A 24,810-nucleotide genomic window follows, 5' to 3' on the forward strand; every position below is an offset into this window, starting at 1 on the left:
GCATGAATCGCAATGCCGCAACCCCTGGCCAATCTCTCGATTTGCCAGGTAACGCTGTGGGGCCGCGCAGTCCGTCACACCGGAACAAGGACCGGCAAGACAGACCGCGCGAACCTGCCGAACACGGCGGGGCGACTAGTTCACCTTTGGCACTATCGGCAAGAGCACGTAGTTTTCACGTCCATCGCCCAGGTGCAGTGTCGTTGTACCACCGAACACGTCGGCAGGCCGGTCACGAGGATCGTCGTGGAGAAACGGGCCACAGCCGGTGAACTCGTTTTTCATGTTCGACAACTTGCCACCGCTCCCGCCTGGGTAGACGTAATCCTTGCCGCGCACGCTCAAGGCGATGCGTGCTCCCGGCGGCACGACGATTGACGTCGGCCACAGTTCAATATCGAGTTCGTAGATCTGGCCCGGCGTGAGTGACTGAATCTCATCGTGAGTGTGATACGGCCGGAAAGGCAGCGATTTATCCTGGTCGAGCTTCCGGTGGGACGCGCGCAGCCACCCCTGTGCGATCGGCGTATGAGGGTCCAGGGCTCCGGCGAACACCACCTCATTGAAGTCAGCAGAAAATACACGCAATACCAGAAACAGATCCGCGTCCTTTGTCGTAGACGAAACATGAAGTCTCGCTGCGATGGGCCCGGTCACCTCCATCTCCTCCTCGAGCGGTGGCGTAACGAACGTGAGGCCGTCACCCAGCGCGTCGAATGACAGTCTCGCAACTTGTTGCTGCGGCAAGGTGCCCAGCGCGTGAGCGTCAGTGTGAAGGTGATAACGAGTCCACTGCGTGCGTGGAATCGGCCAGTTCTCCTCGAAGCGCTCGACGAATGTCTCACCCGGGTGACGAACCTGTAAGCGCACCTTCGGTTCCTGATCCCAACCGTTGCTCTCACCCTTCAGGAAGTGATCGAAAAAGCGCTTCTGGATGGCGATGCCATAGTCGGTGTAGTAGTGCGTCCAGTGCTCGATACCGTGAACCTCGAGCCACTTCTGCTTCGAGGCGGCGAGCATGTAACCCTCGAAATTGCCGCGCGGGTGAAGCCCCTGGCCGCCCCAGTTGGCCGCTGACAGCACCGGCACTTCAATATCGTTCCAGTCGGGGGTGCGGCACGTGTGGAATTCGTCGATCAACGGATGCTTGATGATCTCGTCCCACATGTCGATCCTGTTGCTACCGAGTTCCTCCTCGGACAGCGTCGCGGGGCCGGACACCCACTCGCCGTTCAGGCGGCTTCGATAACCGCGCTTGCCCAGGCCATGCTGCACTGTTTTCACCTGCATGTCGTACCAGTTCTGCGCAAACGTACAATAGATTCCACCGTGGAAAAACATCTCCCGGTAATAATCCTGGAAGCCTTCCCAGACACAGATCGCAGCAAGGTGCTTCGGCTTTTCCGCGGCCACCTGCCACTGATTGTTTCCATAGTACGAGATACCGCTCAACCCGACCTTTCCGTTACACCAGGGCTGCACACCCGCCCAGTCAATGCAACGCGCGAAGTCCTTGATCTCCTGAGCCGACCAGGTCTCAAGGTAGCCCGGCGATCGACCCGCGCCACGGCTGTCGACGCGGATGCAGATGTAATCGTGCGGCACCCATTTCTCCGGGTCCGCTACCTCCCAGCTCTGATACGCGTTGGAGGAGCCAGCTGCCACATCGGGATGCTCGTCGACCATCCGGTCCCACGCCGTCTTGTAGCCGTCTTCGAAATGCAACAGCTTTCCATAGGGTCCGTGCGACATCAGGACCGGGAAGCGGCCCGCTTTGGCCGGCCGGAATATGTCCGCCCTCAGGACAATGCCGTCGCTCATCCTGATCGGCACATCCCATTCGATGATCATGCCCAGCCGGGTCTCCGTCCTCAGCGACCGTGATTCGTCAACCGCCGCATGGTCGGGCTCAAGTCTTGTTGAAGTCATTTCGTCTCTTCCTCTTTCACGTTAATCCTATGGCCGCGGGCGCGGCCGTCCCTCTATCTCGACCGTCTTCAATGGGCGATACGGTTGACCGCTTGTCCTGGTGTATCTGACAGCGTCTCGATGCCGGTTTCTCCTCGTTCAGAAGCGTCAGCGGGTGCCAGCACGGCAAACAGAATGCCGATCAGAACGCCACAACCCGCAAGAAACAGAAACGCGGGAAGAACCGCATCTGTGGTTGCGCGCGGTGTGATGACGTTGCCCGTTCCCGCAATAACAGCGAGGCACAACGGACCCAGAATCTTTCCGATGCCGTTGGCAGCCTGCCCTACCCCAATGGCGCGGGCCGCGAGCCGTGTGGGGAATATTTCCGCCGAATAGGGGCCTATCACGCACCAGCCACCGTCAAAAAACAAAGCGCCAACTGCAACCATGGCCACGAAAATCGGGAATCCTGCGATGGTGTTCTGGGAGCACAGCCCGGCGATACCAAGTGAGACGGCGATGCCAAAGCCGAAGATCGCGCACACCCTCCTACGCGTCATCCACATAGGCAGCAAGGAGAGAAGCAGCCGGCCTGCAATTCCTGCGAGCGATACGACGATGAAATACTTTGCGGCTTCGGAAGGCGATATCTTCAGCAGCAACGCGACGATCGTCGGCCCCCAGAGATAGACTCCGTAGCCCGCGGTACTCAACGCGGCCCACGTCACAACCACCAGTAATGTGCGACCAGGAAACGACAATAGTTCGCTGATCCGCCCATTGGGCACAGGCGCAGCTGTAACGCTCGCCACTGCGGTCATCGTTGGCAGGTCAACAGGATCCATGCCGAGTAAACGCGCGAATACGTTGCGTGCCTCGCTAAGCCGCCCTTTGCTAATTAGCCACTGTCCTGATTCGGGGACAAACAGCGCGGCAGACAATGTCACGAGTAGCGGCGCAAAACCCAGGGCCGCGACGCCTTGCCAACCAAACGCATGCAGAAGGGTCGCGGCGGAAATCGAGGCAATCAGCGATCCGACAGAAGCAGCGATGAATGGGAAACCAGTGAGCCGCGTGCGATAACTCGCGGGTGTGTGCTCGACGAGCAAAACCGTCTGTGTCGTCGCTGCGCCGGCAAGCCCGCAGCCGACGAGAAAGCGCAACGCGGCAAACCCCAGCCACGCCCCTTCCGGTAGAAATGCAACTGCGCCTGCACCGAGCCCACAGATCGTTGTACTGACCAGCAACACCCGCTTGCGGCCAAACGCATCCGCGAGCGAGCCACTGAATAGCGAACCCACGATCGCACCAGCCCCGGCGCTCAGCAGAATTAGCGACGATTCTCCGTACGTCAGGTGCCATCCCGGGCCGAGAACAGCAAGCAGGAAGCCGACGAGATAAAAGTCGAAGAAGTCGAGTGTAAAGCCAAGGCAAAACACGGAGAACGCGCCAAAGTAGCGCTTTGTGGGTCGCGAACTCGCGTATAGGTTCAGCAAGTCCCCCTGTTGCGTGAAAGGTTGCATAAGCTGTCTCCATCCATAATATTGTGTGTGTAGCGATAACGTCGCTGCCGGCGGTTACGGCATGCAGCGTGCCACTGCTCCGGTTCTTTGGTGCAAAGTCCTGTGCGTGATCGTTGTCCGGCAAGGACCACCTGATGCGTCTCAAGCCGTGCTTGCTGGCTCCATCACTGCGCGGTCCAGCCTCCGTCTATCCTCAGACTCGTTCCTGTCACCATGGCAGCGGCCGGTGACGCCAGGTAACAAACGGCCTGCGCAACATCCTCTGCCGGCAACAACCGGCCCATCGGCAATCGCTCCATGACCCAGCCATGAAACTCGGCGTCTTCGAAAAAAGATTTCGTCATAGGAGTCTCGACGAATGTTGGAGCTACCGTATTAACGCAGATGCGGTAAGCGGCGAGCTCCAGCGCCATGGCCTTGGTAAGCCCCTCGATCGCATGCTTCGTCATGCAGTACACCGACCGACGAATAGCACCCACATGTCCCATCTGAGACGACATGTTGATAATCGAGCCTCTGTCTGTACCGCTCGCAATCATCTTGCGCGCACACGCCTGCGCTACCGTAAACATTGATCGCACGTTGAGCATCAGCATCGTATCGAGCTGCTGCAAAGTCACGTCGACGAATCCGGTCGGAAAATTTGTTCCCGCGTTGTTCACCAGGACATCCAGCCGATCCATGCGGTCGACCGCCGCAGAAAACGCATCGACATCTGTGACATCGCATACGAGTGCTGAGGCCTGAGCGCCGGTGACGCGAATTTTCGTAACAACCTCTTCAAGTTCGTTCGCACTGCGGCTTAACGCGTAGACCTTGGCGCCGCGTTGGGCGAGCGCGCATGCGATCTCGGCACCGAGCCCCCTCCCAGCTCCCGTGACGAGAGCTGTCAGGCCATCAAGATCTGTAGTCGATTTCTTCGACTGCATCATTATTCCCTTGGAATTTTCGTCGGCATCATGCTTTCCCGATATGCCCGTCGAGGACCTACTTGATGGCGAGTGGATTGAGAGGAGAGCCAACCGCTTTCGTGATCGGCAAGGGTGGTGCGGTGAACATGAACTCGTACACGCCATCCTTCGCACAGTCCTCAGCGAGTTCCTTCACGTAGAAGATTTCCCCCATGCTGATTCCAATCATCGGAATCACGACCCAGTGCCACGGCTGCGTGCAGTCGTCGGTCTCGTTCGGGCGCACCTCGCATCCCCATGTGTCAGTGCAAATTGCCGCGATCTGTTTGCCGTGCACCCAGTTCGCCGTCTCGAAGGCGAGGCCAGGAGCCGAACCGCCAGCGTATCCGCCCCAGTCGCCCTCGCGAAGACAGCGCTCCATGTGACCAGTCCGAACGATCACAAAGTCGCCCCGACGTACGGTCACACCCTGGGCTCGCTGTGTCGCCTCGAGATCCTCGACCGAAATTGCATCACCGTCCTGCAGCGAATCAACACCAAGATAGCGCGCAACGTCGAGCAATACTCCGCGACCTACCATCTTTGCCTTCGTCTTCTCAATGCCGTTCTTCTGAGCGCCATCGCTATCCACAAGCCGCGCGTCGTAGCCGTTCCACATCTTGTCGTCAAAAAAGATGTGGCTGAGTGCGTCCCACTGCGTGCCGCACTGCAACGGCAGAGACACGGCGTCATCCGCATATCTAAGACCACCGGCGTCCTGGTTTCCGGCAACCGCGTCGGTCCCGGTGGCGAGCATCGTGTGGATCGGGTTAAAGCGATTGCCCCAGTGCCCCTTCTGCGGACCGTCTCGATCGAAGTTCAAACCGAGGGAGAACACCTTTCCTTTGCGGACGAGCTTCGCAGCGGCCTGGATGTCCTCATCCGAGACGTAGTTGAGCGTTCCGATTTCGTCGTCGAGGCCCCACTTACCCCAATTCTTGCAATGCTCGGCAGTGCTACGCACGTGTTCCAGGGTGAATTTGTTTGCGTCATAACGATGTACCATTTAAGTCTCCTTGTTTATTGAATGATAAATTATAAGTCGCCGAGCCGAATGTCAAGGGGACTCGTATGTCGTCAGCCCATTTTTTGGCAGAATTTAGGGTATTTACTGATCCGCCAAAGGAGGCCGAATGCATCCGCCCCTGGCGCCGCTGCGAGAGCATCATGGATGCCTGACCGGCCGAACGATACCTGGCGCACGGTACACTCGACCGACCAGCACCTCGTTACCCCGCTTTACGTTTGGATGAGCTTGTCAGGTGTGATTGGCAGATCGCGTACACGTACTCCGATTGCGTCGAATACAGCATTCGCTACGGCCGCTGCGACACCTGTCGCACCGAGTTCACCGATCCCCTTGGCTCCGAGCGGACCGGAGTTGGCGTCAAATTCGTCGACAAACGCCACATCGATGTCAGGTGGGATGTCCGCGTTCACCGGAATGGGGACGCCCGCGAGATCTTTCGCGAGCCAGCGCCCGAGTGTCGGCTCGTAGTGGCTGGCCTCCATGGCAGCCATTCCCCATCCCCAGACAATGCCGCCAATCATTTGTGATCGGGACGTCATGGAGTTGATGATTCGGCCCGCGCTATAGACGCCTGTTGCCCGGCGAAGTCGCAGCAGTCCCAGTTCGGGATCAACGCCGACTTCCACGAAGATGACGCCGAAAGATCGCGTGGGAAATCCAGGAGAGCCCATATCTACCGGCGCGTTGCCAGGCAAATCAAATGCGCCGTCCGATGCGAGCTCAGCCACGCCAGCTTCGCCCAGTATGTCCTGGATGGTGCGCGACGTACTGCCGTAGGCGATGCGTCCGCCCTGTAGCGAAACCTGGTCCGCGGGCCAGCCGGCGAGTCTCGCCAGTTTGGACCGGACATCCTGTGCAGCCTTTTGCACTGCGGCACCCGTGCTTATCGTGGTGCTTGAGCCGTAGGTGGGCCCGGCATACGGCAGGTTCGTGTCGCCCGATAGCGCAGTCACCTGCGCCGGGTCCAGCCCGAGCACGGCGGCAACGATCTGAGGAAACACCGTGGCAGGTCCCGTGCCAATGTCGCAGAAGCTTGATTCAAGTTGAGCCGTCCCGTTCGCGCGTAGCCTCACCTTCGCGGTTGAGTGAAACCGTGCCTGCCCCTGACTGCAGTCCGCCATCCCGCATCCGATCCGCCAGTGACCGTCGAGCGTTCCGCCTTTCGGACGTTCACGCCACCCGAAGCGTCTTTCACCTTCATCGTATGCCTCCCGAAGCTTTTTCGACGACCACGGTTTGCCGCTCTCCGGGTCAAGCTCCGTGTAGTTAGCCAATCTCAGATCGAGAGGATCCACGTTTAGCGATCTTGCCAGTTCATCCATGGCCGAACCGAGTGCCCAGGACCCTGGACCATCCCAAGGTGAACGCATGAAGGTCGGCAATACAACGTGTCCGCGGCGGATCCGGTGGGTAGCGGAAATGTTCTCGCAGGCGTAGAAGGACTTCGCGGGTACCGCACCAAATTCGACGTAGTCGTCAGTCGTGCCTGTCACATTCACCGACTGATGGCTAACGCCGAGAAGCCTGCCCTGCGAATCCGAGCCAAGGTGTACTTCCTGGGTCATTTGAGGCTGATAGCCGACCATCCCGTATTGCTGCTGGCGGGTCAGCACCATCTTGACCGGCCGGCCCGCGACACGGGCAGCCATGCTGACCAGGATTTCATGAGGCCATACAAAGGCTTTGGTGCCAAATCCTCCGCCCGTATGCGGGGCGACAACGCGGACTTTGGAATTATCGATTCCGAATGCCGCCGCCAAAGTATTCTGCACTGCCGGAAGGTGCTGCACCGCATCGTACACAGTCAGCCTCCCACCCTCCCAAATCGCGAGAATGGCGCAAGGCTCCATCGGATTGCCATGACGAGAGGGTTGCGTGTACTCTCCGCCTGCGCGGAAAGCCGCACCCGCAATCGCCCCAGCGGCATCGCCCTTGTGGAATTCGAGTGCATTCGCTTTCGAGTAGTGACCTTTCTCTGGAGCAACGTCTGTGGCGGGCGCGGTGTCAGGTACGACAAACGGGCGCCTTTCATAGCGCACGCGTACGACAGCAGCGCCCGCTTCGGCTGCCTGCAGACTCTCAGCCAACACCATGGCAACGGGCTGTCCCTCGTAGACGATGTCGTCCGATTGCATGGGAATGAATCGCGTCGCAAGCGGCGGCACACTGATTTCGTCCAGCTTCCGATGCACTCGCGGCATGTCGGACGCCTTCAACACTCTGACTACTCCAACTCGTGCCATGGCGGCGGTCGTCTCTATCGAGACGACACGTCCTGCTGGAATCGTCGCGTTGACGAACACCGCATAGAGCTGTGACGGCAGGTTCCGGTCGCCCGCGTAGAGCGCGGCGCCTGTCACCTTGATGGGGCCGTCATGCCGGGGGATGGATTGACCCAGATTGCTCATCATGTCCTCGCTGCGGTATCGATGGTGCGCAATACTGCGTTGCGTGCGATAACAACCTTATAGCCGTTGCGCGCGAGTGGTCGCGCGTCGACAAGACCCGCGTCGACGGCTGCATTTATACCTGCGGAGCCTAGCCGCTGACCGACCAATCTGCGCTCGGTTTCGTCCAGCCTCCATGGTCGCATCGCCACCGAACCGAGCGCGATCCGTGCGTTCGTAATGACGTCTCCGTCAAGTTCGAGCGCCACGGCTGCCGACACGGTTGCGTACTCGTAGCTTTCGCGCTCGCGAATCTTCAGGTAGGCGGACTTTGGCCATGCTCTCGGCAGTTCAACCGCAGTAATCAATTCCCCAGCCGCGAGTCGGTGATGCGCCGCCGGGTTCTCGCCCGGCAGCACGTGGAAGTCACGGGCTGGAATTCGCCGGCCTCCCCCGGGACGGTCGGTTATGAATACAGCATCGAGGGCCGCAAGCGAGACCGCCGGGTCAGATGGCTGCACAGCCACACAGTCCCCGGTCCAGCCGAAAATGGCGTGCTTCTCGTTGAAACCGTGCAGCGCAGCACAGCCCGATCCCGCAACACGTTTATTGCAGGGGGTAGGCTCATCCGCGCGGAAATATGGACATCGCACACGTTGTAGCGGATTTCCGCCTATCGTCGCCAGATTCCGGATTTGCGCCGATGCAGCCTTCAATATCGATTGCGAGAGAACAGGATAGTCACGCATGACCTGTGGATGCTGGGCAATATCGTTCAGCTTGTTCAACGCACCGATGGTCAGCCCGCCGGACGGTGTCTGGTGGATCTCCGAGAGACCCTCAATTCGACCGATATCAATGATCTTCGCTGGCCTCTCGATTCCAATGCGCATCCAGTTCAATAGCTCGGTACCACCAGCGAGGAACGCTGAGCCGCTGGAACTGCCAAGTGCGAGTGCTGCACTTATCGACGATACCCGCTCGTATTCAAACGGCTCCATGGACGCCTCCGTGCATTTCGACCGAAGCTGTCTCAACTGCCTCGGCGATTTGCGGATAGGCCGAACATCGACAGAGGTTTCCACTCATCCACTCCCGGATTTCCACATTGGAACCCGTGTGCCCCTCTTCAATGCAACCGACCGCAGACATGATCTGCCCCGACGTGCAGAACCCACACTGGAAAGCATCGCATTTTATGAAGGCGCGCTGCACCGGATGCAACGAATCGCCAGTCGCGAGTCCCTCGACCGTCGTCACGCGCCGGCCCTCGAGTGTGGCCGCGAGAACGAAACAGGAGTTGACTCGTCTTCCGTCCAGCATAACCGTGCAGGCGCCGCACTCCCCTCGGTTGCAACCTTTCTTGGCACCGGTGAGGTGCAACTGCTCCCGCAGTAGATCGAGCAACGTCACGTCGGAGCGCACTTCGACACGATGCGCAACTCCATTGATCGTGACCGATATGCGAACCAGACTGTTTGTACGCGGAATGTGAGACCTGCGCTCCGCCGACGCAGGAGCGGGTGCGGCCTGGACGCCATTGAGCGCCACTGACGTTGCGGCGGCGAGAGATGATCGGAAGAGACCGCGGCGAGTCATCGTAACGCCGGCCACCCCCTGGTGTTCATCGCCGTCGGCCAAGGCCCCTTTTGCTTTCTTCTCGTCATTCATATGGACTCCACAGTATATACAAAACGTTACAATCACGAGGCATGCTTCGATTTCGTGGAAGACAGCCACTCAAGAGCCGGTCGAGACACTTCCAGGGTGAGGATCAACTTTATTTTGCGCCCACGACGCCGAAGTCACGATAGCGTTTATGTCATTTTTGAAATGACGATTTGTCATCGATATCGCCTGCGAATTGCATTGCCCTTGTACGATCGAGTCGCCGCTTGATTGTTAGTCGATAATTAACTGAAGCGCAAGCAACGCGGCATTGGGATCCCCTTGAACCGTTCATTTCAGTTACTACCACCTCGCATCCCTTCCCTGATTCGCAACGTTAGGCGGCCCAATTTTGTGTGCCGAAACGTCTTTTCGCGATAACATCAGTGGGACTTGATATATGACGAGAGGGCATTGATGGCTGGCTTCGACGAACGAATTCTGAATGGGATGGGGGTCCTGTCCGCGATAGTCGACACCGGCAGTTTTGCTGGTGCGGGTGACATGCTCGACATGTCCCAATCGGGTGTCAGCCGCTCCATAGCGCGGCTTGAGACGCGCCTCGGGGTCCGTCTCCTGGACCGCACGACGCGCTCGGTCACGCTGACGGATGAAGGCCGCCGCCTTTACGAGCAGGTGATGCCATTGCTCGCGGCACTTGAAGAGGCCGCGACGACCGCCACTGAAGGAGCGACAGCCGTACGCGGTCGCCTAAGGGTGAATGTCGACCCTTTTTTTTCCCGCCTGCTCCTTGCGCCGAAACTAGGGTCATTTATCGATCAGTATCCGGAGCTCCAACTGGAATTGGTCACAAGAGACCACCTCGGCGATATGATCGCCGACGGATTTGACCTTGCGGTCAGATTTGGTGAGCCTCGACCTTCCCGCCTCGTGGCGCGAAAGCTCCTCGAAACGCGCATCCTGACCGTCGCAGCACCCGCGTATCTCAAGCGCAAGGGCCGCCCCGAACAACCCTCCGAGCTTGAAAGCGATACTCACCAATGCATACAGTTTCGGGATCCCGAAACAGGCCGGCCGTTCGACTGGGAATTTCATCGCGGGCGCAAGAAAATTACCGTTGAGGTGGCTGGGCGACTCACCGTCAACGATGTCGGCACAATGCATAGCGTCTGCGTGGCAGGACACGCCATTGCTCAGGTAATGGAACTTGGTGTAGAACATTTACTCGCGGAGGGCAGGCTCGTGGAACTGTTCCCCGACTGGCCCGACGAGCGGTTCCCACTTTATGCGCTCTATCCGTCCCGGCATCATGTTCCGGCAAAGGTGCGCATGTTTCTCGATTTCATTGCGTCGCTCAGTACAGCTTCAGAAAAGGCCCTCGACAGGCGAATCAAGGCTAGCCGGCCCTAACGGCCAGGTCCATAACTGTCCTTGAGCTCGAACAATGTGTTCCGCATAGGTGACACGGTTCACCTATGCGGGGTGCCCCGAATCGTTGCCCGGCTGCGTCGCCACCGCGACCTGCCCATTGATTGTCAGAGCACAGAAACCGCCCGCACGGGGCCTGCTAGGCGATCCGATGAAGATCTCCCTGGTTACCGAGAATAAGAATTCAGCAGCGCGGCTCGCGGCATTCTCCTTAACCTACTAAATACGAACTGTCCGACGCGTCGTTCCGCAGCGCCTTACGGGGTTTTGATTATCCAGTGGCATCACCCAACGGCATGATTCAAGGCTACCAGCCGCTTTCCCGTAAGCACCCGGCAATCTCATCTGGTTTTCTATTCTTTGGCGTAAGAGCATACGTTTCCACGATCAGGAAGCGGACACGTGCACACTATTTCCCAAGACATTCCGACCGGGCGCACGCGGCGCACCTACAGCACCTCGTTTAAGTCAGAGCTTATCGAACAATGTCGCCAGGTTGGCGTCTCATGTTCAGCCGTGGCGATTTCGCATGGTCTGAACCCCAATGTGCTGCGGCGTTGGATTAAAGATGCCGCCGATTCCAGTGACGCTGCGCCGCCCGCACCCAAATCGGTTGTTGTCGACGTAAAGCCTGCCTTCGTCGCGTTGCCAATGACCGCGCCGATAGCTCAAGCGCCCGACGCGGCGCAAGCGAACGTGCGTATCGACATTCAGCGCAATGGCACAACCGTGTCAGTGCTGTGGCCGCAGCTTTGCTTGGGTGACAGCGCAGCTTGGGTTCGGGAGGTGCTGCGATGATCCGCATCGACGCCATTTGGCTTGCGACCGAGCCCCTCGATATGCGTGCCGGCGCTGATACCATCCTTGCTCGCGTGGTGAAGGTATTTGGGTCCGCACGGCCACATCATGCATATCTGTTTGCCAATCAGCGCTCGACGCGCATGAAGGTCCTGGTGTACGACGGTTTTGGCGTCTGGCTTGCCGCACGACGCTTGAACAAAGGTCATTTCGTTTGGGCCAATGGTCATAGTGATATTGCTGAGACGTTAAATCTCGAGCAACTGCGCGCACTCGTGATCGGGCTGCCCTGGCAGACGTTGGCGCACGACCACGTAATCGCGGTGGTATAGCAAATGACGTAAACAGTTTCGATTCCCCCGGCGTGCAGGTGCTGGCAAACTTGGGGGCATGAATTCACCCACTGATCTCGATGCCCTGAACCCCGATCAACTGCGCGCACTTGCGCGGCAGTTGATGACCCAGGTCGACGAGAAGACGCGTGAATCGCACTACCGCCAAACGCGCATTGACCAGCTCACCCATGAGCTCTCGGTCATCAAACGCCTGCAATTCGGCAGACGTAGCGAACAGTTCACTGCCGAGCAGTTGAGCCTGCTCGACGAAGCGATTGACGAGGATTTGGCAGCGCTTGAGGCCGAGTTGAATGAACTTCGTTCGGACGCCCCGCAGGAGAAGCCCCGCAAGCAGGCCAAACGCTTGCCGTTGCCGCCCCAGTTGCCGCGCACTGACATCCATCACGAGCCGACGGAGTTGAGCTGCCCCTGTGGCTGCCAACGCGTGCGCATCGGCGAGGATATCAGTGAGAAGCTCGACTACACTCCGGGCGTGTTCACTGTTGAGCGCCACATCCGTGGGAAGTGGGCATGTAAAGCGTGCGAGACGTTGATCCAGGCGCCGGTGCCACCGCATGTGATCGACAAAGGGATTCCGACGAATGGCTTGCTCGCGCAGGTGTTGGTTGCCAAATACGGCGACCACCTTCCTCTGTACCGGCAGGAACGCATCTTCGCCCGGGCTGGCCTAGCAATTCCACAATCGACGCTCGGCGGCTGGGTGGGCGTATGCGGTGTACGTTTGCAGCCCTTGGTCGACGCACTTCGCGAGGAACTGCTGCGCCACAGCGTCTTACATGCAGACGAAACACCGGTGCGGATGTTGAGCCCCGGCAAAGGGAAGACGCATAGCGCCTATTTATGGGCCTACACGTCGACTCAGTTTGCAGAGGTGCGCGCTGTCGTGTACGAGTTCGCCGACGGCAGATCTGGCGAACATGCCCGCGCCTTCTTGGGCAACTGGCGTGGCAAGCTGGTCGTCGACGATTACAGCGGCTATAAAGCAGGATTCAAACTGGGCATCACGGAAATTGGCTGCATGGCGCACGCGCGGAGAAAATTCTTCGATCTGCATGCGAGCAAGAAGAGCCAGATCGCCGAGCAGGCATTGAAATTCTTCGTGGCGCTTTACGACGTGGAGCGCGACGCTGCCGAGTTAGACCCTGAGCAACGACGAGCGATTCGTGAGGAGCGAGGCCGGCCAATTGCACAGGCGTTGCACGTCTGGATGCTCGCACAGCGCAAACTTGTCTCCGAGGGCTCGCCGATCGCCAAAGCACTGGACTACAACCTCAAGCGTTGGCAGGCGCTCACGCGCTATCTCGACGATCCTCACGTGCCCATCGATAACAATCGAATCGAGAATCTGATTAGACCTTGGGCAATCGGACGGGCGAACTGGTTATTTGCAGGTTCTCTACGCGCTGGTCAACGAGCCGCTGCCATCATGAGTCTGGTGCGTTCCGCACAGCTCAACGGGCACGACCCGTACGCATACTTAAAAGACGTCCTCACGCGGTTGCCGACACAGCGGGCCGATAAGATCGCCGAATTGCTTCCCCATAACTGGGTACCATCTGTACCCTGATTGAGCTCACCCCTGACTTTGCCGGGCGCTTACGCTTTCCCCACGATTGCTACGTTTCACGCAGTTACCAAGCGTCGGGAAACAATGCGCCATCGGTATTCACCGACTTCGCGGCATGAACACCCTTGAAGGTTATCGCGTTGCTGCATGGATGAGGCCGTCTCGAGGACCCGCACTGACTCCTGCGGGTCTCCCTGATGTCGCGAAATGTCGCATGAATGCCCCTCCATTCCGAGGCTGTCACGAGGCAAGTCATATCGCGTAGACAGCAGCCCCGCCTCGCAGTTGAACCCTCGTTCGTTACTACGCCAAGGCAAAACGGGTACTTCACAAGCTCAGGCCGTCCTCCGACCACACATATGCCTGCCCGCAGTTTGGCTAGTGCCCGCGCGCAGAAGATAGCCGCATTACGTTCTGCCAGTACCCATCTACGCATCCTCTCAGCTTCCCGGCGAACCGCTTCATGACTATCCAGCATCAATGAGATGACGGTAATGCTATTTCAGTTTCTTGTCCTTTTGTCCAGAATCCATTCCGAACCATACGTTCTTCTCTTAACTCAACCCGAAGGAGATTTGCCATGAACTTCCGCCAACTCACCCTGGTCGTCGCGGCTGCCCTCGCCTTTCCGATCGCCAGTCATGCCCAGGAAACCACCTCCACCTTGACCCGTGCCCAGGTCCGCGCCGAACTTGTACAGGTCGAAAAGGCCGGCTACCGCCCGGGTAATAACGATCCCCACTACCCCGACGATATCCAGGCAGCCGAGGCCAAGGTCGCTGCCGCCGACGGCTCGCCAGTCAACATCGGTTCCGGCTTCGGCGGTGTCACCTCCGGAACGTTCGCATCCGGTATGCGCAGCGCCTACATCGGCAGCAGCGGCGCGCTGTACGCACGTCACTGACACGCGGCGCGCTGCTTAACGCCCGATCCCTTTCACGACCCTTTGATCCACCTTTACTGGAGTCTCAAATGAACCGCCTCATAATCAACCTCATCGCCGCCGCGGTTATCGCGCTGCCTATCGCCAGCCATGCCCAAAGCACCGGTACCGTCACCCGCGCTCAGGTCCGCGCCGAACTCGTCCAGCTTGAAAAGGCCGGCTACCGTCCGGCTAATAACGATCCCCACTATCCGGACGATATCCAGGCTGCCGAGGCCAGGATCAGCGCACAGCGCGCCATCGCAAGCAGTTTCGGCGGCGTCCAGGATGGCTCCGCCGCATCGGGCCGCCCCGCCGTCGTGACCGGCCTCGGTTCACTCTATGCGCATCGCTGAAACATCCGCCGTCCGGCCGGAAAGCATCTGCACTACCCTGCCCGCCCCGGACGGCCACTTTCAAACTAGCCTCGATCGTTTGGAGGCCAAACCCCAAATGGACTGGTCTGGTGCGTGACTGCAAGATTCCGGGGAATATGTTTTTCTCGCGACCTTTGATGACGTTTTGTCATATCACTTCTGACGTGTGGGACATTCACTTACCAGGTCGTTCCGCTTAAGCTCCAGGACGCTTCATCGGAAGGCGGCGATGCCATCAAGCAGCACGCTGCCGAAATATTCGACCCCAACCAATCGTTTGGATATCAGATCGGGTGACCTACTCGAGCGGTTCTCGTCGTTCCCTGAAGTTCCGTTTCTTCAAAGCACATCTCCGAAGTCAATTATCTCTGCCGCCCACATAGGTTTAATAACGTTTAAAGGACTCAGCGAAATGTACGCTATTACTGGAATTACAGGCAAAGTCGGCGGTGTCGTCGCCCGATCGCTTTTAAAGGCAGGACTGCCTGTTCGCGCTGTTGTCCGAGACATCGCCAAGGGCAAGCCATGGGCAGATCTCGGTTGCGAGATCGCCCTTGCAGAAATCGGCAACGCCGAGGCGCTTGCGAAAGCCTTAGAGGGTACAGAAGGCGTTTTTTTAATGACACCGCCGAACTACGATCCTCAGCCAGGCTTCCCGGTAACGCAGGCCAATGCTGCTGCAATCAAGATAGCGCTGGAGACCGCACGGCCAAAACGGGTAGTGTTTCTTTCGACTGTTGGTGCACATGTCGCTGAGCCGAACCTGCTCAATAACTCCAGGATGACCGAGGAGATGCTTCGCACGGTGGACCTCCCGGTATGCCTGCTCCGCGCGGCTTGGTTCATGGAAAACGCTGCATGGGATGCAGACGCAGCGCGCACTGGGTCAATTCATTGCTTCCTGCAACCGCACGACCATCCCATACCGATGGTGTCCACTGATGACATAGGACACAATGCCGCAGAAATTCTTCGTGAAAAATGGACCGGAGTGCGAATTGTCGAACTGGAAGGACCTGCTCGTTATTGCGCAAACGATATCGCCTCTGGGTTCAGTACCGCCTTGGGCCTTCCGGTGCACATGCTTCCCGTGCCGCGCGATACTTGGGAAGCGCTGTTCCGGTCCCAAGGCATGCAATATCCGATGCCCCGCATGCGGATGCTCGATGGCTTCAACGAGGGTTGGATCGACTTCCAGGGCGGTGCTGGCATTGAGCATCGCAAGGGTCAGATTCCTCTCGATGATGTCCTGAAGAAGCTCGTCGCGTAACTCGGCGAAGATACGCAGACTGCACAGCGACATCTGTCTCTAGCAACATCAGTCGAGATATTTCGGGTGCGCGATTCGGATAGTCAATGAGCGATAAATGGGCCTCCCATTGATGGTGTTTCATCAATGCGAGGCCGGGTTGCAAATTACGGCCCGGCGTGTTCGATACCAGAGTGGATTCGGAGACGGCAATCCTCACTCAAAAACGCCATCATGCTTTCGGACCGTCTGCAACAAGGTGTAGCTATCGCACCTGACGAATCGTCGAAGCAAATCCTTCTCAGAAATTTCTCTCGTGCTTCGGGACGATCCGACGGTATTTCGCGCTCAAGCGGAATCTGCTGCGCGCCTCACTTTTCGCAAACAACTCGATGCCCGATTCATCGCCCGGCGCGAGTTTACAGAGATCACCCAGAATCCGTCGATCGCTTTTTGACTAGTGGTCAGACCGGCCATCGTGACGTCCTGCCCTCGGTATGTTGACTAAGCCGTAAATTCGAACTCGACGTTTCACTGATGGCGTAGCCGCGCCGATCATTGCATCCTGTCCGGAACAAATAACGCGGCTAATGCGGCGATCAGCGCACCCACCGCTGCAATACAACGCCAATTGATCAGCAATAAGGGTGAGACCAGGGCAGAGCCTAGGGCACCGCCAAGGAAGAAGATAGCAATATAGAGACTGTTCAGGCGACTGCTGGCTGATCGGTCCAACGCTAGTATGGTCCGCTGGGAAATGACGTGGGACGCCTGTACGCCTGCGTCGATCATCAGTGCTCCTACGGCCCATCCTGCCGGCGAATCCAGTGTCCCCACCAATGCGAACCCACAGACTACAAGCGAAATCCCGCCGATACGGCCAATACGGCCGAACCCTTGATCGGCGGCGTAGCCCGCGACAGGCGCCGACAATGCGCCGGCCGCCCCGACGAGCGCGAACACTGCAACACCCATCGAGGTGAACCCGAATCGGTGCATAAGGACGATTGGAGCAGTACCCCAGAAGAGGCTGAATGCCGCGAATAGGCACGCTTGCGCAGTCGAGAGTTGCCGTAAGGCTCGGTGCGCACGCGTTAGCGAAAGTAACGATCCGATCAACGCTTTGTAACCGTGCTTTGCTTCTGGTCGCCTAACCGGAAGCTGCTGACTCAGAAGAAACGTGAGCGTGACAAGAATGATGGCATCGCAAATGTACAGACCGCGCCACCCCAAGACGTTTTCAGCGATGCTCGCAATTGGACGCGCAAGCATGATGCCTGCGAGCAGTCCACCTGTGATCTTGCCAACTACTCGACCTCGGGACGCTTCGTCAGTCATGTGCGCCGCCAAAGGGATAAGCATCTGTACGGCGGTGGTTCCGACGCCAAGAGAAAACGCGGCGACCAAGAGCAAAGCGGCATTCGTAGCGCCTGCCATCACAGTCAACGCGACGCACAGTCCGGTAAGTGTCAGCAAGACGAGTCGTCGATTCTCCACGAGATCCCCGAGAGGGGCGAGAGTAACTAGTCCGACGCAGTAGCCCGCCTGGCTCAGCACAATGACCAGGCTTGCGCCCCAAAGCGGCAGCCCGACCTTGGGCGCGATGAAGACGATAAGAGGCTGTGCGAGGTAACTGCTGGCAGCGATAAGTCCACATGCGAGCGCTATAACCGCAGTCATCGCGATGCCGATGCGGTGGGTTGAGGACGCAGGCGGCTCCTCGATTGATAGATTTGCTGCCACTGTAACTCCCTGCCTTGGGACCAAGCGTTGAATACGTTTTGCTCAACGCCGAGCCACCCGATTAACTAATCAACGGGTAGATTCTCCGCGGGCTCTTTTCAACGATCAATATCACGACTCTCATCTCACAGATGCCATTTTGTCATTTGTTCAGGTGGAAAACGGGTTACAGCACAGCAAGACGTCTGTGTCGATCTGCGGCGGCGGTAAAGCAGCAAAGATTGAAATGCGAAGATTTTCAATCCGTTCATCGCGCTGTTCCTGCTGTGTCATTTGCTCGGTAAGCGACGCGCCAGGGCCGTCTGTACGAGGCAAGCGGATTTGGCTATTTTGCTTCCCTTCGGCTTGCCCACGGTACGGCCTGCGGCGCCGGTTACTGAGAGTCAGGGGTTCTGTCGCAATAAGGTCTTCAGCCCGAGCATCGGCCGGGTACTCGCTGAGTTCGACAATAAACGTCGCGAACAGGTTTAAGGTCACGTTAGCTAACGATCGCCTCTGGATCCGCCCGGCAGCCGCTAGTGCACGAAAGCCGGGAATGGAAGCAGTTGCGATCTTTCTGCAAACGCAGCTGAATATTTCAGCCCGCCGCAGCAGCGGGGGCACATGACCGGAATTTTTGCATATGCTCAACCATACGCGCGGGCACCTCGTTGCTTGCCCCGCTCAGCAAGTGCTACGATTGTTTGCCGGCCTGGGCAAGGCACAGATCGACATACTCCTGTGTGATGCGGAGCGCCCCCTTCGCATTCGTTTGAGCGCCGGAAAAGGCCAAATGAGCGACTCGATTACGGATACATCACAGATAGTCCACTTCGAACGGGCAATCGGACAACGAAACGGGCCCGTCCGCGCTGATCAGAACAGGTTGCTCGAGCTTCACTCCATCGACGCCCCCAGGAACACCGATGTAGCTTTCGACGCAAACGGTCATCCCCTCTTCGAAGACGCCCGGATACTGGTACGCCGGTGCTTCCGGCGGGAAGTAGACGAGTGGGTATTCGACACCGAACCCGAGGCCGTGGACAATTTCCGCATATCGGTTCGGAACATACACTTCCGGCATCTTCCAGGACGCGTCAATAAAATCGTGGAAGGATACTCCGGGTCGGAGCAATGACATGTTGTGCTGCAGTTGCTCGTACGCAAGGGCGTAGTTCGTCCTTTGCTCATTATTGGGGCGGCGATCACCGATCACGAAGGACCGTGTTTGGTCTGTAAAGACACCGTGGGGGCCGACCAAGTCGCTGTCGAATACCAGCATTTCGCCAGCATTGACAATCTTGTCCGATGCCTCGACGAACCACGGATTCGTGTGATGTCCTGACGCGAGCGCCCTCGTCTCTTGGTACTCGCCTCCATGTTCGATGTTGTACTGATTCAACAGCGAAAGCAGGTAATTCTCGCTTACGCCCGGCCGCACCTGCTGACGCATGTACGCAATGGCGTCGGTGCATACCCGCATCGACTCTCGAATGATCTCAATCTCCTCCGGGCACTTGATTGACTTTGCGAGTTCGAGCGGCCCTTTGGCATCGACTGTACGAGCGCCGAGCTTGTCGAGTGCGCGTAGAGGCAGCAGATCAGCGCGGTCGAGACCGAGCACTGCGTCTTTTCCGCAGACCTCGGTCAGCAAATCGACAATTTCCTCCGCCCACAGGTTGGCATGCTCTTCAGCGCGCGACCCCGACCCGAAATAATCCCAAGACTTCGCCGGCCGGGCTTCGTCGATGAGCTCGTTGCTTGAGGAAAGATGAAGTGCGCCGCCGTAGTCGAACATCACCACCTTGCCCGTGACTGGCACGAATGCGTAACGCACCATGTGGTGAGAGGACCACACCTGCATGTTCCGGCAATTCGTGGCGTAGCGCAGATTCAGAGGATCGAACAGCACCGCAGCGTCGATACCGGCAGCCTTCAGCATCGAGCGGGTGCGTTCAAGACGATACGCATATGCCTTTTTGTAGTCGTTGATTTCCATTCGTAGCCTCTTTGGTTTGAGCGGCGCCCAACGGGTACGTGATACCGCAGACGCGATTTCAGGAGCGCGCTGATAACCGCATTTGGTACGGGAATGCTTGTACCTCGATTAAGTACACATTGGACACCATTTTGCATTCGACGCACGCGCGAACCGGCTTGCCCGTGTCTCCAAGCCACTGCCGACAAACCGAATTCATTGTAGTGAAGTCGTCCGTATTCGCCAGGCATATCTGGATGCGAGTCAGATCAGCCTTAGGTCCGTTCGTTTACGTCAGGGGCGTCCCGGACTATCTCGTGCATGCGCGCGGCAAACCTCTATCACTTGCAACACAAGCCTTCAAAGACTGGCTTCTCGCGACCGGCGAATTTTGATTCCGTCGAGTCGGCTGGGTCGGCTAAAAGGGTCAGCGCAAAACTCGGCCCGTCGTGGCCCGCAGCCATTGCCAGCCGCTTCAAAAAAATTGAAGCGGCAGATCAAGTAGTTTCGTTTGCATGAAACATACTGGCTGGGTATCTTGAAGTTGCGTTCAAGTTGCGTTGGTAGCGGCCCCACGCCTGTGCGCTCGCGAAAGCGGGCTCCTATTAATATTGGCTTCCTAAACATTTTGTTTACGTCACTTCAGCTAGCACTGACATGTCCGACATGAACTCTTCCAGTTTCACTCCTTCCATCCACAAACAACGAGCGCCGGCCGACATCGAGCAAAAGACTGCAGGTTGGGAAACCTGGCATTGCAACAGTGAGAAATTCGAGCATCGCTATGTTCCGGGCGCGACCTTCTATGTTGTTCAAGGCCGCGCCAAGCTGACATTCTCTCATGGGGTTGAGCTCGCTCTTGAAACGGGGGACTACGTTTCAATCGGTGAAGGCGCGCAAGCAGTGTGGGACATCTCTGCCCCCGTCGAGACGCGCTACATGTTTCATAAGAACGTCGGTGCCGCAACGGGGGCGTGAAAATGAGCCAAGTTGTGGAATTTGACTACGTTATCGGCGGAGCGGGCTCTGCCGGATGCGTCCTTGCACGCAGGCTCGCTGACGCCGGCAATCGGGTCCTGTTGATTGAAGCAGGTCCACGCGATAACTCTTGGGTCATTCGCATGCCCGCGGGCCTGCGGTCGATCTTTAAGCCAAGCTCGCGATACAACTACTGGTTCCAGACAGAGCCGCAGACGAACCTCGACAATCGACGTATCCAGCAACCGCGTGGCCGCGTCCTCGGTGGCTCGTCTTCCATTAACGGCATGACGTGGCTTCGAGGCCATCCTCTCGACTATGACCGTTGGGACCAGGAAGGAGCGACTGGGTGGGGCTGGAAGAATTGCTTGCCGTACTTTCGAAAGATTGAACGAAGTGACATAAAGAGCGCATACAGAGGCACTGACGGGTTCATTCACGCTCAGCGTCAGGAAGAGCTCTCCCCGCTCAATCAAGCCTTTCTCGATGCAGGAATCGAGGCCGGCTACCCTCTCACCTCCGACGTGAACGGATACCAGCAGGAAGGTGTGTCACGATTCGAAATGAGCGTCGACCGCGGTATTCGAAACAGTGCCTCGTACGGCTACCTCCATTCGCGTAAGGACGATGGAAATCTGACGATCTGGACGCAAAGTACGCTCAAGCAAATCAACCTCGTAGGAAACAGAGCCACCGGATTCAAGGTTTTGCATGAAGACACGCTTGTAAATGTCATCGCCCGGAAAGAGACGTTGCTTTGCGCAGGTGTCTTCGGCTCTCCGCAACTGCTGATGTTGTCCGGGATCGGTCCGGGCGATCATCTCAAAGAAACGGGTATAGACCCAAGGGTCGAGTTGCCCGGCGTCGGACAGAATCTGCAGGACCACCTCGAATGCCATATCCAGATTGAGACGAAAGAACCTGTCTCGCTCAACCGTGAACTACAGTTCCACAGGATGCTGCTTGCGGGTGTCCAGTGGTTTGGACGCAAGTCTGGCGTTGCATCCGTCAATCAGTGCCATGTCGGGGCCTTTCTGAAGAGCGGTGCCCACATCAGCCATCCGGATGTCCAGTTCCACTTTTTCCCGGTGTTCTTTAACAAGGACTGGATTCCAACACGTCAAACGAACGGCTATCGCATCGGTGTGGGTCCGATGCGCCCAACCAGTCGAGGGCACGTCCGGTTGAAGTCCGGAGAAGTTGAAGACCCGCTTTTGATAGACCCCAACTACATGAGCACCGAGGATGACTGGCGTGTCATGCGCGAGTCTGTTCGGCTTGGACTGCTGTTCGCCCGACAACCTGCTCTTCGACGCTTTCACTTCCGTGAAGACATGCCAGGAGTTGATGTGAGCGCAACCGCTGCCCTTGATGAATTCATCAGGATGGATGCGTCGAGCGCCTACCACCCATGTGGAACGTGCAAGATCGGAACCAAGAATGACCGGTCTGCCGTCGTGAGCCCGGAATTGAAGGTTAAAGGGGTAGAGCGACTGCGTGTCATCGATGCGTCGGTCATTCCATCTGTGCCGAGCGCGAACATAAACGCGGCAACTATCATGTTGGCAGAACGGGCAAGTGACCTCGTGCTGGGCCGAGCGACGTTGCGAGCTGAATTCTTGAAGTTTGTTGCATGACGTGAACCGAATTTTCGGGCAACTGAATCAGCCCGAACGTTCTCCCGCTTTATACCCACCCGATAACTTTCTAACAGGGAGCTTCGAAGACCATGTTCAAATTTTTCAAGTTTCTTCTCCCCGTCATACTCCTGATCTCAGGCGTCAGCACTGCCCGTGCGGAAGACAAAACGATCACCATTGGCGTGAACAACTGGGCAGAAAACGTCGCCGTCGCGAATCTCTGGAAAATTCTTCTGAGCGAGAAAGGCTACAACGTACGTCTGCAGAACGCTGACAAAGCGCTGATCTATAACGGCGTAGCTCAAGGACAGATTGACCTGACGTTCGAGGTCTGGCTTCCAACACTCGATCAGCCGGCCTACGACAAGGTCAAGGACAGAGTTTCCCTTGTCGGGCCGTGGTTCAAGGAAGCGAACCTGGGACTCGTTGTCCCAGATTACGTCGCGGTGGATAGCATTGAGCAGCTCAACGCAAACACAAAACTGTTCGCATCGAGCGGTCGCCCCAAGATCGTGGGCATTGACTCCGGTAGTAGCCTGATGCGCGAGACCGAGAAAGCCAAGACAACTTATCAACTCGATTACGACGTTCAGGCGTCGTCCGAGTCGGCAATGATTTTATCGCTGGAGCGAGCGGAACAGCGCAAGGAGCCGATTGTCGTGACGCTCTGGAAACCGCATTGGATCTGGTCCAAATACAAGCTCAAGTATCTGAAGGACCCGAAAGGCGAGTACGGCTCGTCCGACTCAATCTACGGCATCGAAACGCAAGCGTTCAAAAAGAATTATCCGGACGCGGAGCGGTGGTTGCAACAATGGAAGATGGATGACAATTCGCTCGGCACTTTGATGTCGGAGATTATCAAGCAAGGCGCGACGACGCCAGAGAAAGGCACAAAAGTGTGGATCGATGCTAATCGGCCTTTGATCCAGCAATGGATACACTGAGCAACGGGAACTGTAAAAAGGCAAGGACACGCACAGCAGTTCCTCTCTAGAACGTGTCAATCTGCCCGCTTGGACTTTTCCAACGTCTGATTCAGGAGGCCGGCGCAGCCGGTCTCCTGAAAACACGGCTCTGGTGCGAATAACCGATCTTACGATTTATTGCTTTTATATAGGATTGCTTATTGAGCGGTGACGATGGTATTTTAAATAGCAGGCGCAACCGTATCTTTGAGCCGCAAGCTGGCGAGCCAGAATTGTCCCGATCTCGCGACCAAAGTGCCGCCGATCGAACAGCTCGTCAAGACTCTTCATCGCACTCGTCGGCGACCATTGGCTCCTCCAGTACCAAACCGTACCCGATTTTCACATCCCCATTTGCACCGGACCCAACCAATGGTAGAGGCGGATGGGCTGGGCGTTTCTGATTGCGGTGAAAAGTGGGAGAAAGCATAATCGGGTCATCTTAAATTTTTTTTCTGCGGGACGGAGCCAGGCGATGCGACGAGGAAAACTGGACCTCAATGTGTTGGAGACATATGCAACGGTTTGCCTCTCGGGTAGTCTCAAGAGCGCCGCCGAGCATCTTTTCCTGACGCAATCGGCCGTGAGCATGCAGATCAAGCGGCTTGAGGAGTGCGTGGAGCAACGACTGCTCGAGCGAAACAACCAAAGCCTGCGCGTTACTCCTGCAGGCGAGCGAATGCTTGCGCACGCCCGTGCGCTGCTCCGGCTCGAAAATGCGGCGTTAAATGAGTTCTTGAGAGAGCCGATAGTTGGAGAGATCCGAATCGGGGTGCCAGCCGACTATGCGCCTGCGCTTTTGTCATCGGCGCTGCCCTATCTTCACGATAAATTTCCCGCTGTTGTACCAACGGTAGAGTGCGATCTGAGCCGAAAGCTCCGACGAAAAATTGAGAACGGCGAGCTTGACCTCGCTATCTTGACGCAGGATGTAGACATCGACTCGGGGCTTCCATTATGGGAGGAGAGGCTTGTTTGGGCCGAACCCGCGCAGACTGAACAGGTGGCCGACAGCTACACCGCTATTGGTCTGCTCGACGTCGACTGCGTCCTACGAGACATGACCTTGCGACTTGCAGCTCAACATACGCAGTTGCATCGGATTGCGTTTCGTTCGGGCAATCTCTCGAGCATCGTGTCGGCTGTCGAGAACGGGTTCTGCACATCCCTTCTGCCGCAAAGCTCGCTTAGCGTAGCAACCGCATCATCAAATAAGCTCAAGATCACGCCAGTTAGCGACCAACTCAAAATTCGCCTTGCAATTTCAAGCGACAAGAAGCCCGGTTTGGATTCGATCGCCGAATTCCTTCAGACTCAGTTGCTTCTTTCGACTCGAAGGACTGAGACCAATTCTTGAGAGAATGCTGACGGAAAATCCAAACTACTGCTCCGTAAAT

General features: G+C 57.4%; 22 protein-coding genes and 1 pseudogene. 12 read left to right on the forward strand and 11 right to left on the reverse strand.

Going from position 1 to position 24,810, the window contains the following annotated elements; genetic code table 11:
- Positions 1–135: 135 nt before the first annotated feature.
- From ACSOSP_RS33035 to ACSOSP_RS33065, 7 genes are all read right to left on the reverse strand, one after another.
- On the reverse strand, positions 136–1,929 hold the full coding sequence (locus tag ACSOSP_RS33035; protein ID WP_455314870.1) for a CocE/NonD family hydrolase: 1,794 nt from the start codon (positions 1,927–1,929) through the stop codon (positions 136–138).
- Between the two features lie 68 nt (positions 1,930–1,997).
- Positions 1,998–3,434 carry an MFS transporter gene (locus ACSOSP_RS33040; protein ID WP_455314871.1) on the reverse strand — a complete coding sequence of 479 codons (1,437 nt, stop codon included), beginning with the start codon at positions 3,432–3,434 and terminating at the stop codon, positions 1,998–2,000.
- Positions 3,435–3,598: 164 nt separating this feature from the next.
- Positions 3,599–4,366, reverse strand: coding sequence for an SDR family NAD(P)-dependent oxidoreductase (locus ACSOSP_RS33045; protein ID WP_455314872.1), 768 nt, complete (start codon positions 4,364–4,366; stop codon positions 3,599–3,601).
- A gap of 55 nt (positions 4,367–4,421) precedes the next feature.
- Entirely contained in the window at positions 4,422–5,390 is a 969-nt protein-coding gene (locus ACSOSP_RS33050) for a cyclase family protein (protein ID WP_455314873.1), read from the reverse strand.
- Positions 5,391–5,623: 233 nt separating this feature from the next.
- Positions 5,624–7,825 carry a xanthine dehydrogenase family protein molybdopterin-binding subunit gene (locus ACSOSP_RS33055; RefSeq protein ID WP_455314874.1) on the reverse strand — a complete coding sequence of 734 codons (2,202 nt, stop codon included), beginning with the start codon at positions 7,823–7,825 and terminating at the stop codon, positions 5,624–5,626.
- Positions 7,822–8,802: an FAD binding domain-containing protein gene (locus ACSOSP_RS33060; RefSeq protein ID WP_455314875.1), complete on the reverse strand. Its 981-nt coding sequence runs from the start codon at positions 8,800–8,802 to the stop codon at positions 7,822–7,824. Before ACSOSP_RS33060 ends, ACSOSP_RS33055 begins: the two co-directional genes overlap by 4 nt.
- On the reverse strand, positions 8,789–9,472 hold the full coding sequence (locus ACSOSP_RS33065; RefSeq protein WP_455314876.1) for a (2Fe-2S)-binding protein: 684 nt from the start codon (positions 9,470–9,472) through the stop codon (positions 8,789–8,791). The genes ACSOSP_RS33060 and ACSOSP_RS33065 overlap by 14 nt, the downstream gene beginning before the upstream one ends.
- Before the next feature lie 414 nt (positions 9,473–9,886).
- Between ACSOSP_RS33065 and ACSOSP_RS33070 the strand changes: the two genes are divergently transcribed.
- From ACSOSP_RS33070 to ACSOSP_RS33105, 8 genes and pseudogenes are all read left to right on the forward strand, one after another.
- Entirely contained in the window at positions 9,887–10,840 is a 954-nt protein-coding gene (locus ACSOSP_RS33070; protein WP_455314877.1) for a LysR family transcriptional regulator, read from the forward strand.
- Positions 10,841–11,260: 420 nt separating this feature from the next.
- Positions 11,261–11,656 (forward strand): transposase, encoded by a 396-nt coding sequence (locus tag ACSOSP_RS33075; RefSeq protein WP_455306983.1) that lies wholly within the window; start codon positions 11,261–11,263, stop codon positions 11,654–11,656.
- Positions 11,653–11,988 carry an IS66 family insertion sequence element accessory protein TnpB gene (tnpB, locus tag ACSOSP_RS33080; RefSeq protein ID WP_408501606.1) on the forward strand — a complete coding sequence of 112 codons (336 nt, stop codon included), beginning with the start codon at positions 11,653–11,655 and terminating at the stop codon, positions 11,986–11,988. Before ACSOSP_RS33075 ends, tnpB begins: the two co-directional genes overlap by 4 nt.
- Positions 11,989–12,046: 58 nt before the next feature.
- Positions 12,047–13,579, forward strand: coding sequence for an IS66 family transposase (gene tnpC / locus ACSOSP_RS33085; RefSeq protein WP_455306981.1), 1,533 nt, complete (start codon positions 12,047–12,049; stop codon positions 13,577–13,579).
- Positions 13,580–14,159: 580 nt separating this feature from the next.
- Positions 14,160–14,483: a DUF4148 domain-containing protein gene (locus ACSOSP_RS33090; RefSeq protein WP_455314878.1), complete on the forward strand. Its 324-nt coding sequence runs from the start codon at positions 14,160–14,162 to the stop codon at positions 14,481–14,483.
- A gap of 68 nt (positions 14,484–14,551) precedes the next feature.
- Positions 14,552–14,857: a DUF4148 domain-containing protein gene (locus tag ACSOSP_RS33095; RefSeq protein WP_455314879.1), complete on the forward strand. Its 306-nt coding sequence runs from the start codon at positions 14,552–14,554 to the stop codon at positions 14,855–14,857.
- A 250-nt stretch (positions 14,858–15,107) separates the two neighbouring features.
- Positions 15,108–16,148: an NmrA family NAD(P)-binding protein gene (locus tag ACSOSP_RS33100; RefSeq protein WP_455314880.1), complete on the forward strand. Its 1,041-nt coding sequence runs from the start codon at positions 15,108–15,110 to the stop codon at positions 16,146–16,148.
- Between the two features lie 278 nt (positions 16,149–16,426).
- Positions 16,427–16,584, forward strand: a pseudogene (locus tag ACSOSP_RS33105) (IS6 family transposase); the annotation flags it as partial.
- Positions 16,585–16,682: 98 nt separating this feature from the next.
- On the opposite strand, the gene ACSOSP_RS33110 reads toward ACSOSP_RS33105, so the two are convergent.
- The 4 genes from ACSOSP_RS33110 to ACSOSP_RS33125 all read right to left on the reverse strand — a co-directional run bounded on the left by ACSOSP_RS33110 (position 16,683) and on the right by ACSOSP_RS33125 (position 20,047).
- Positions 16,683–17,870 (reverse strand): MFS transporter, encoded by a 1,188-nt coding sequence (locus ACSOSP_RS33110; protein WP_455314881.1) that lies wholly within the window; start codon positions 17,868–17,870, stop codon positions 16,683–16,685.
- A 150-nt stretch (positions 17,871–18,020) separates the two neighbouring features.
- Positions 18,021–18,347: a hypothetical protein gene (locus ACSOSP_RS33115; protein ID WP_455314882.1), complete on the reverse strand. Its 327-nt coding sequence runs from the start codon at positions 18,345–18,347 to the stop codon at positions 18,021–18,023.
- A gap of 319 nt (positions 18,348–18,666) precedes the next feature.
- Entirely contained in the window at positions 18,667–19,848 is a 1,182-nt protein-coding gene (locus tag ACSOSP_RS33120) for a M24 family metallopeptidase (protein ID WP_455314883.1), read from the reverse strand.
- A 58-nt stretch (positions 19,849–19,906) separates the two neighbouring features.
- Complete coding sequence (locus tag ACSOSP_RS33125) at positions 19,907–20,047, reverse strand: hypothetical protein (protein ID WP_455314884.1); 141 nt, start codon at positions 20,045–20,047, stop codon at positions 19,907–19,909.
- Between the two features lie 437 nt (positions 20,048–20,484).
- Here ACSOSP_RS33125 and ACSOSP_RS33130 point away from each other — a divergent pair, with 437 nt between their 5' ends.
- From ACSOSP_RS33130 to ACSOSP_RS33145, 4 genes are all read left to right on the forward strand, one after another.
- On the forward strand, positions 20,485–20,805 hold the full coding sequence (locus tag ACSOSP_RS33130; protein WP_455314885.1) for a cupin domain-containing protein: 321 nt from the start codon (positions 20,485–20,487) through the stop codon (positions 20,803–20,805).
- A 2-nt stretch (positions 20,806–20,807) separates the two neighbouring features.
- Positions 20,808–22,442 carry a choline dehydrogenase gene (locus ACSOSP_RS33135; RefSeq protein ID WP_455314886.1) on the forward strand — a complete coding sequence of 545 codons (1,635 nt, stop codon included), beginning with the start codon at positions 20,808–20,810 and terminating at the stop codon, positions 22,440–22,442.
- 92 nt (positions 22,443–22,534) lie between these two features.
- On the forward strand, positions 22,535–23,392 hold the full coding sequence (locus ACSOSP_RS33140; protein WP_455314887.1) for a glycine betaine ABC transporter substrate-binding protein: 858 nt from the start codon (positions 22,535–22,537) through the stop codon (positions 23,390–23,392).
- A 496-nt stretch (positions 23,393–23,888) separates the two neighbouring features.
- Entirely contained in the window at positions 23,889–24,770 is an 882-nt protein-coding gene (locus tag ACSOSP_RS33145) for a LysR family transcriptional regulator (RefSeq protein WP_455314888.1), read from the forward strand.
- The last annotated feature ends 40 nt before the right edge of the window (positions 24,771–24,810 follow it).

Source organism: Caballeronia sp. KNU42, from assembly GCF_053760385.1.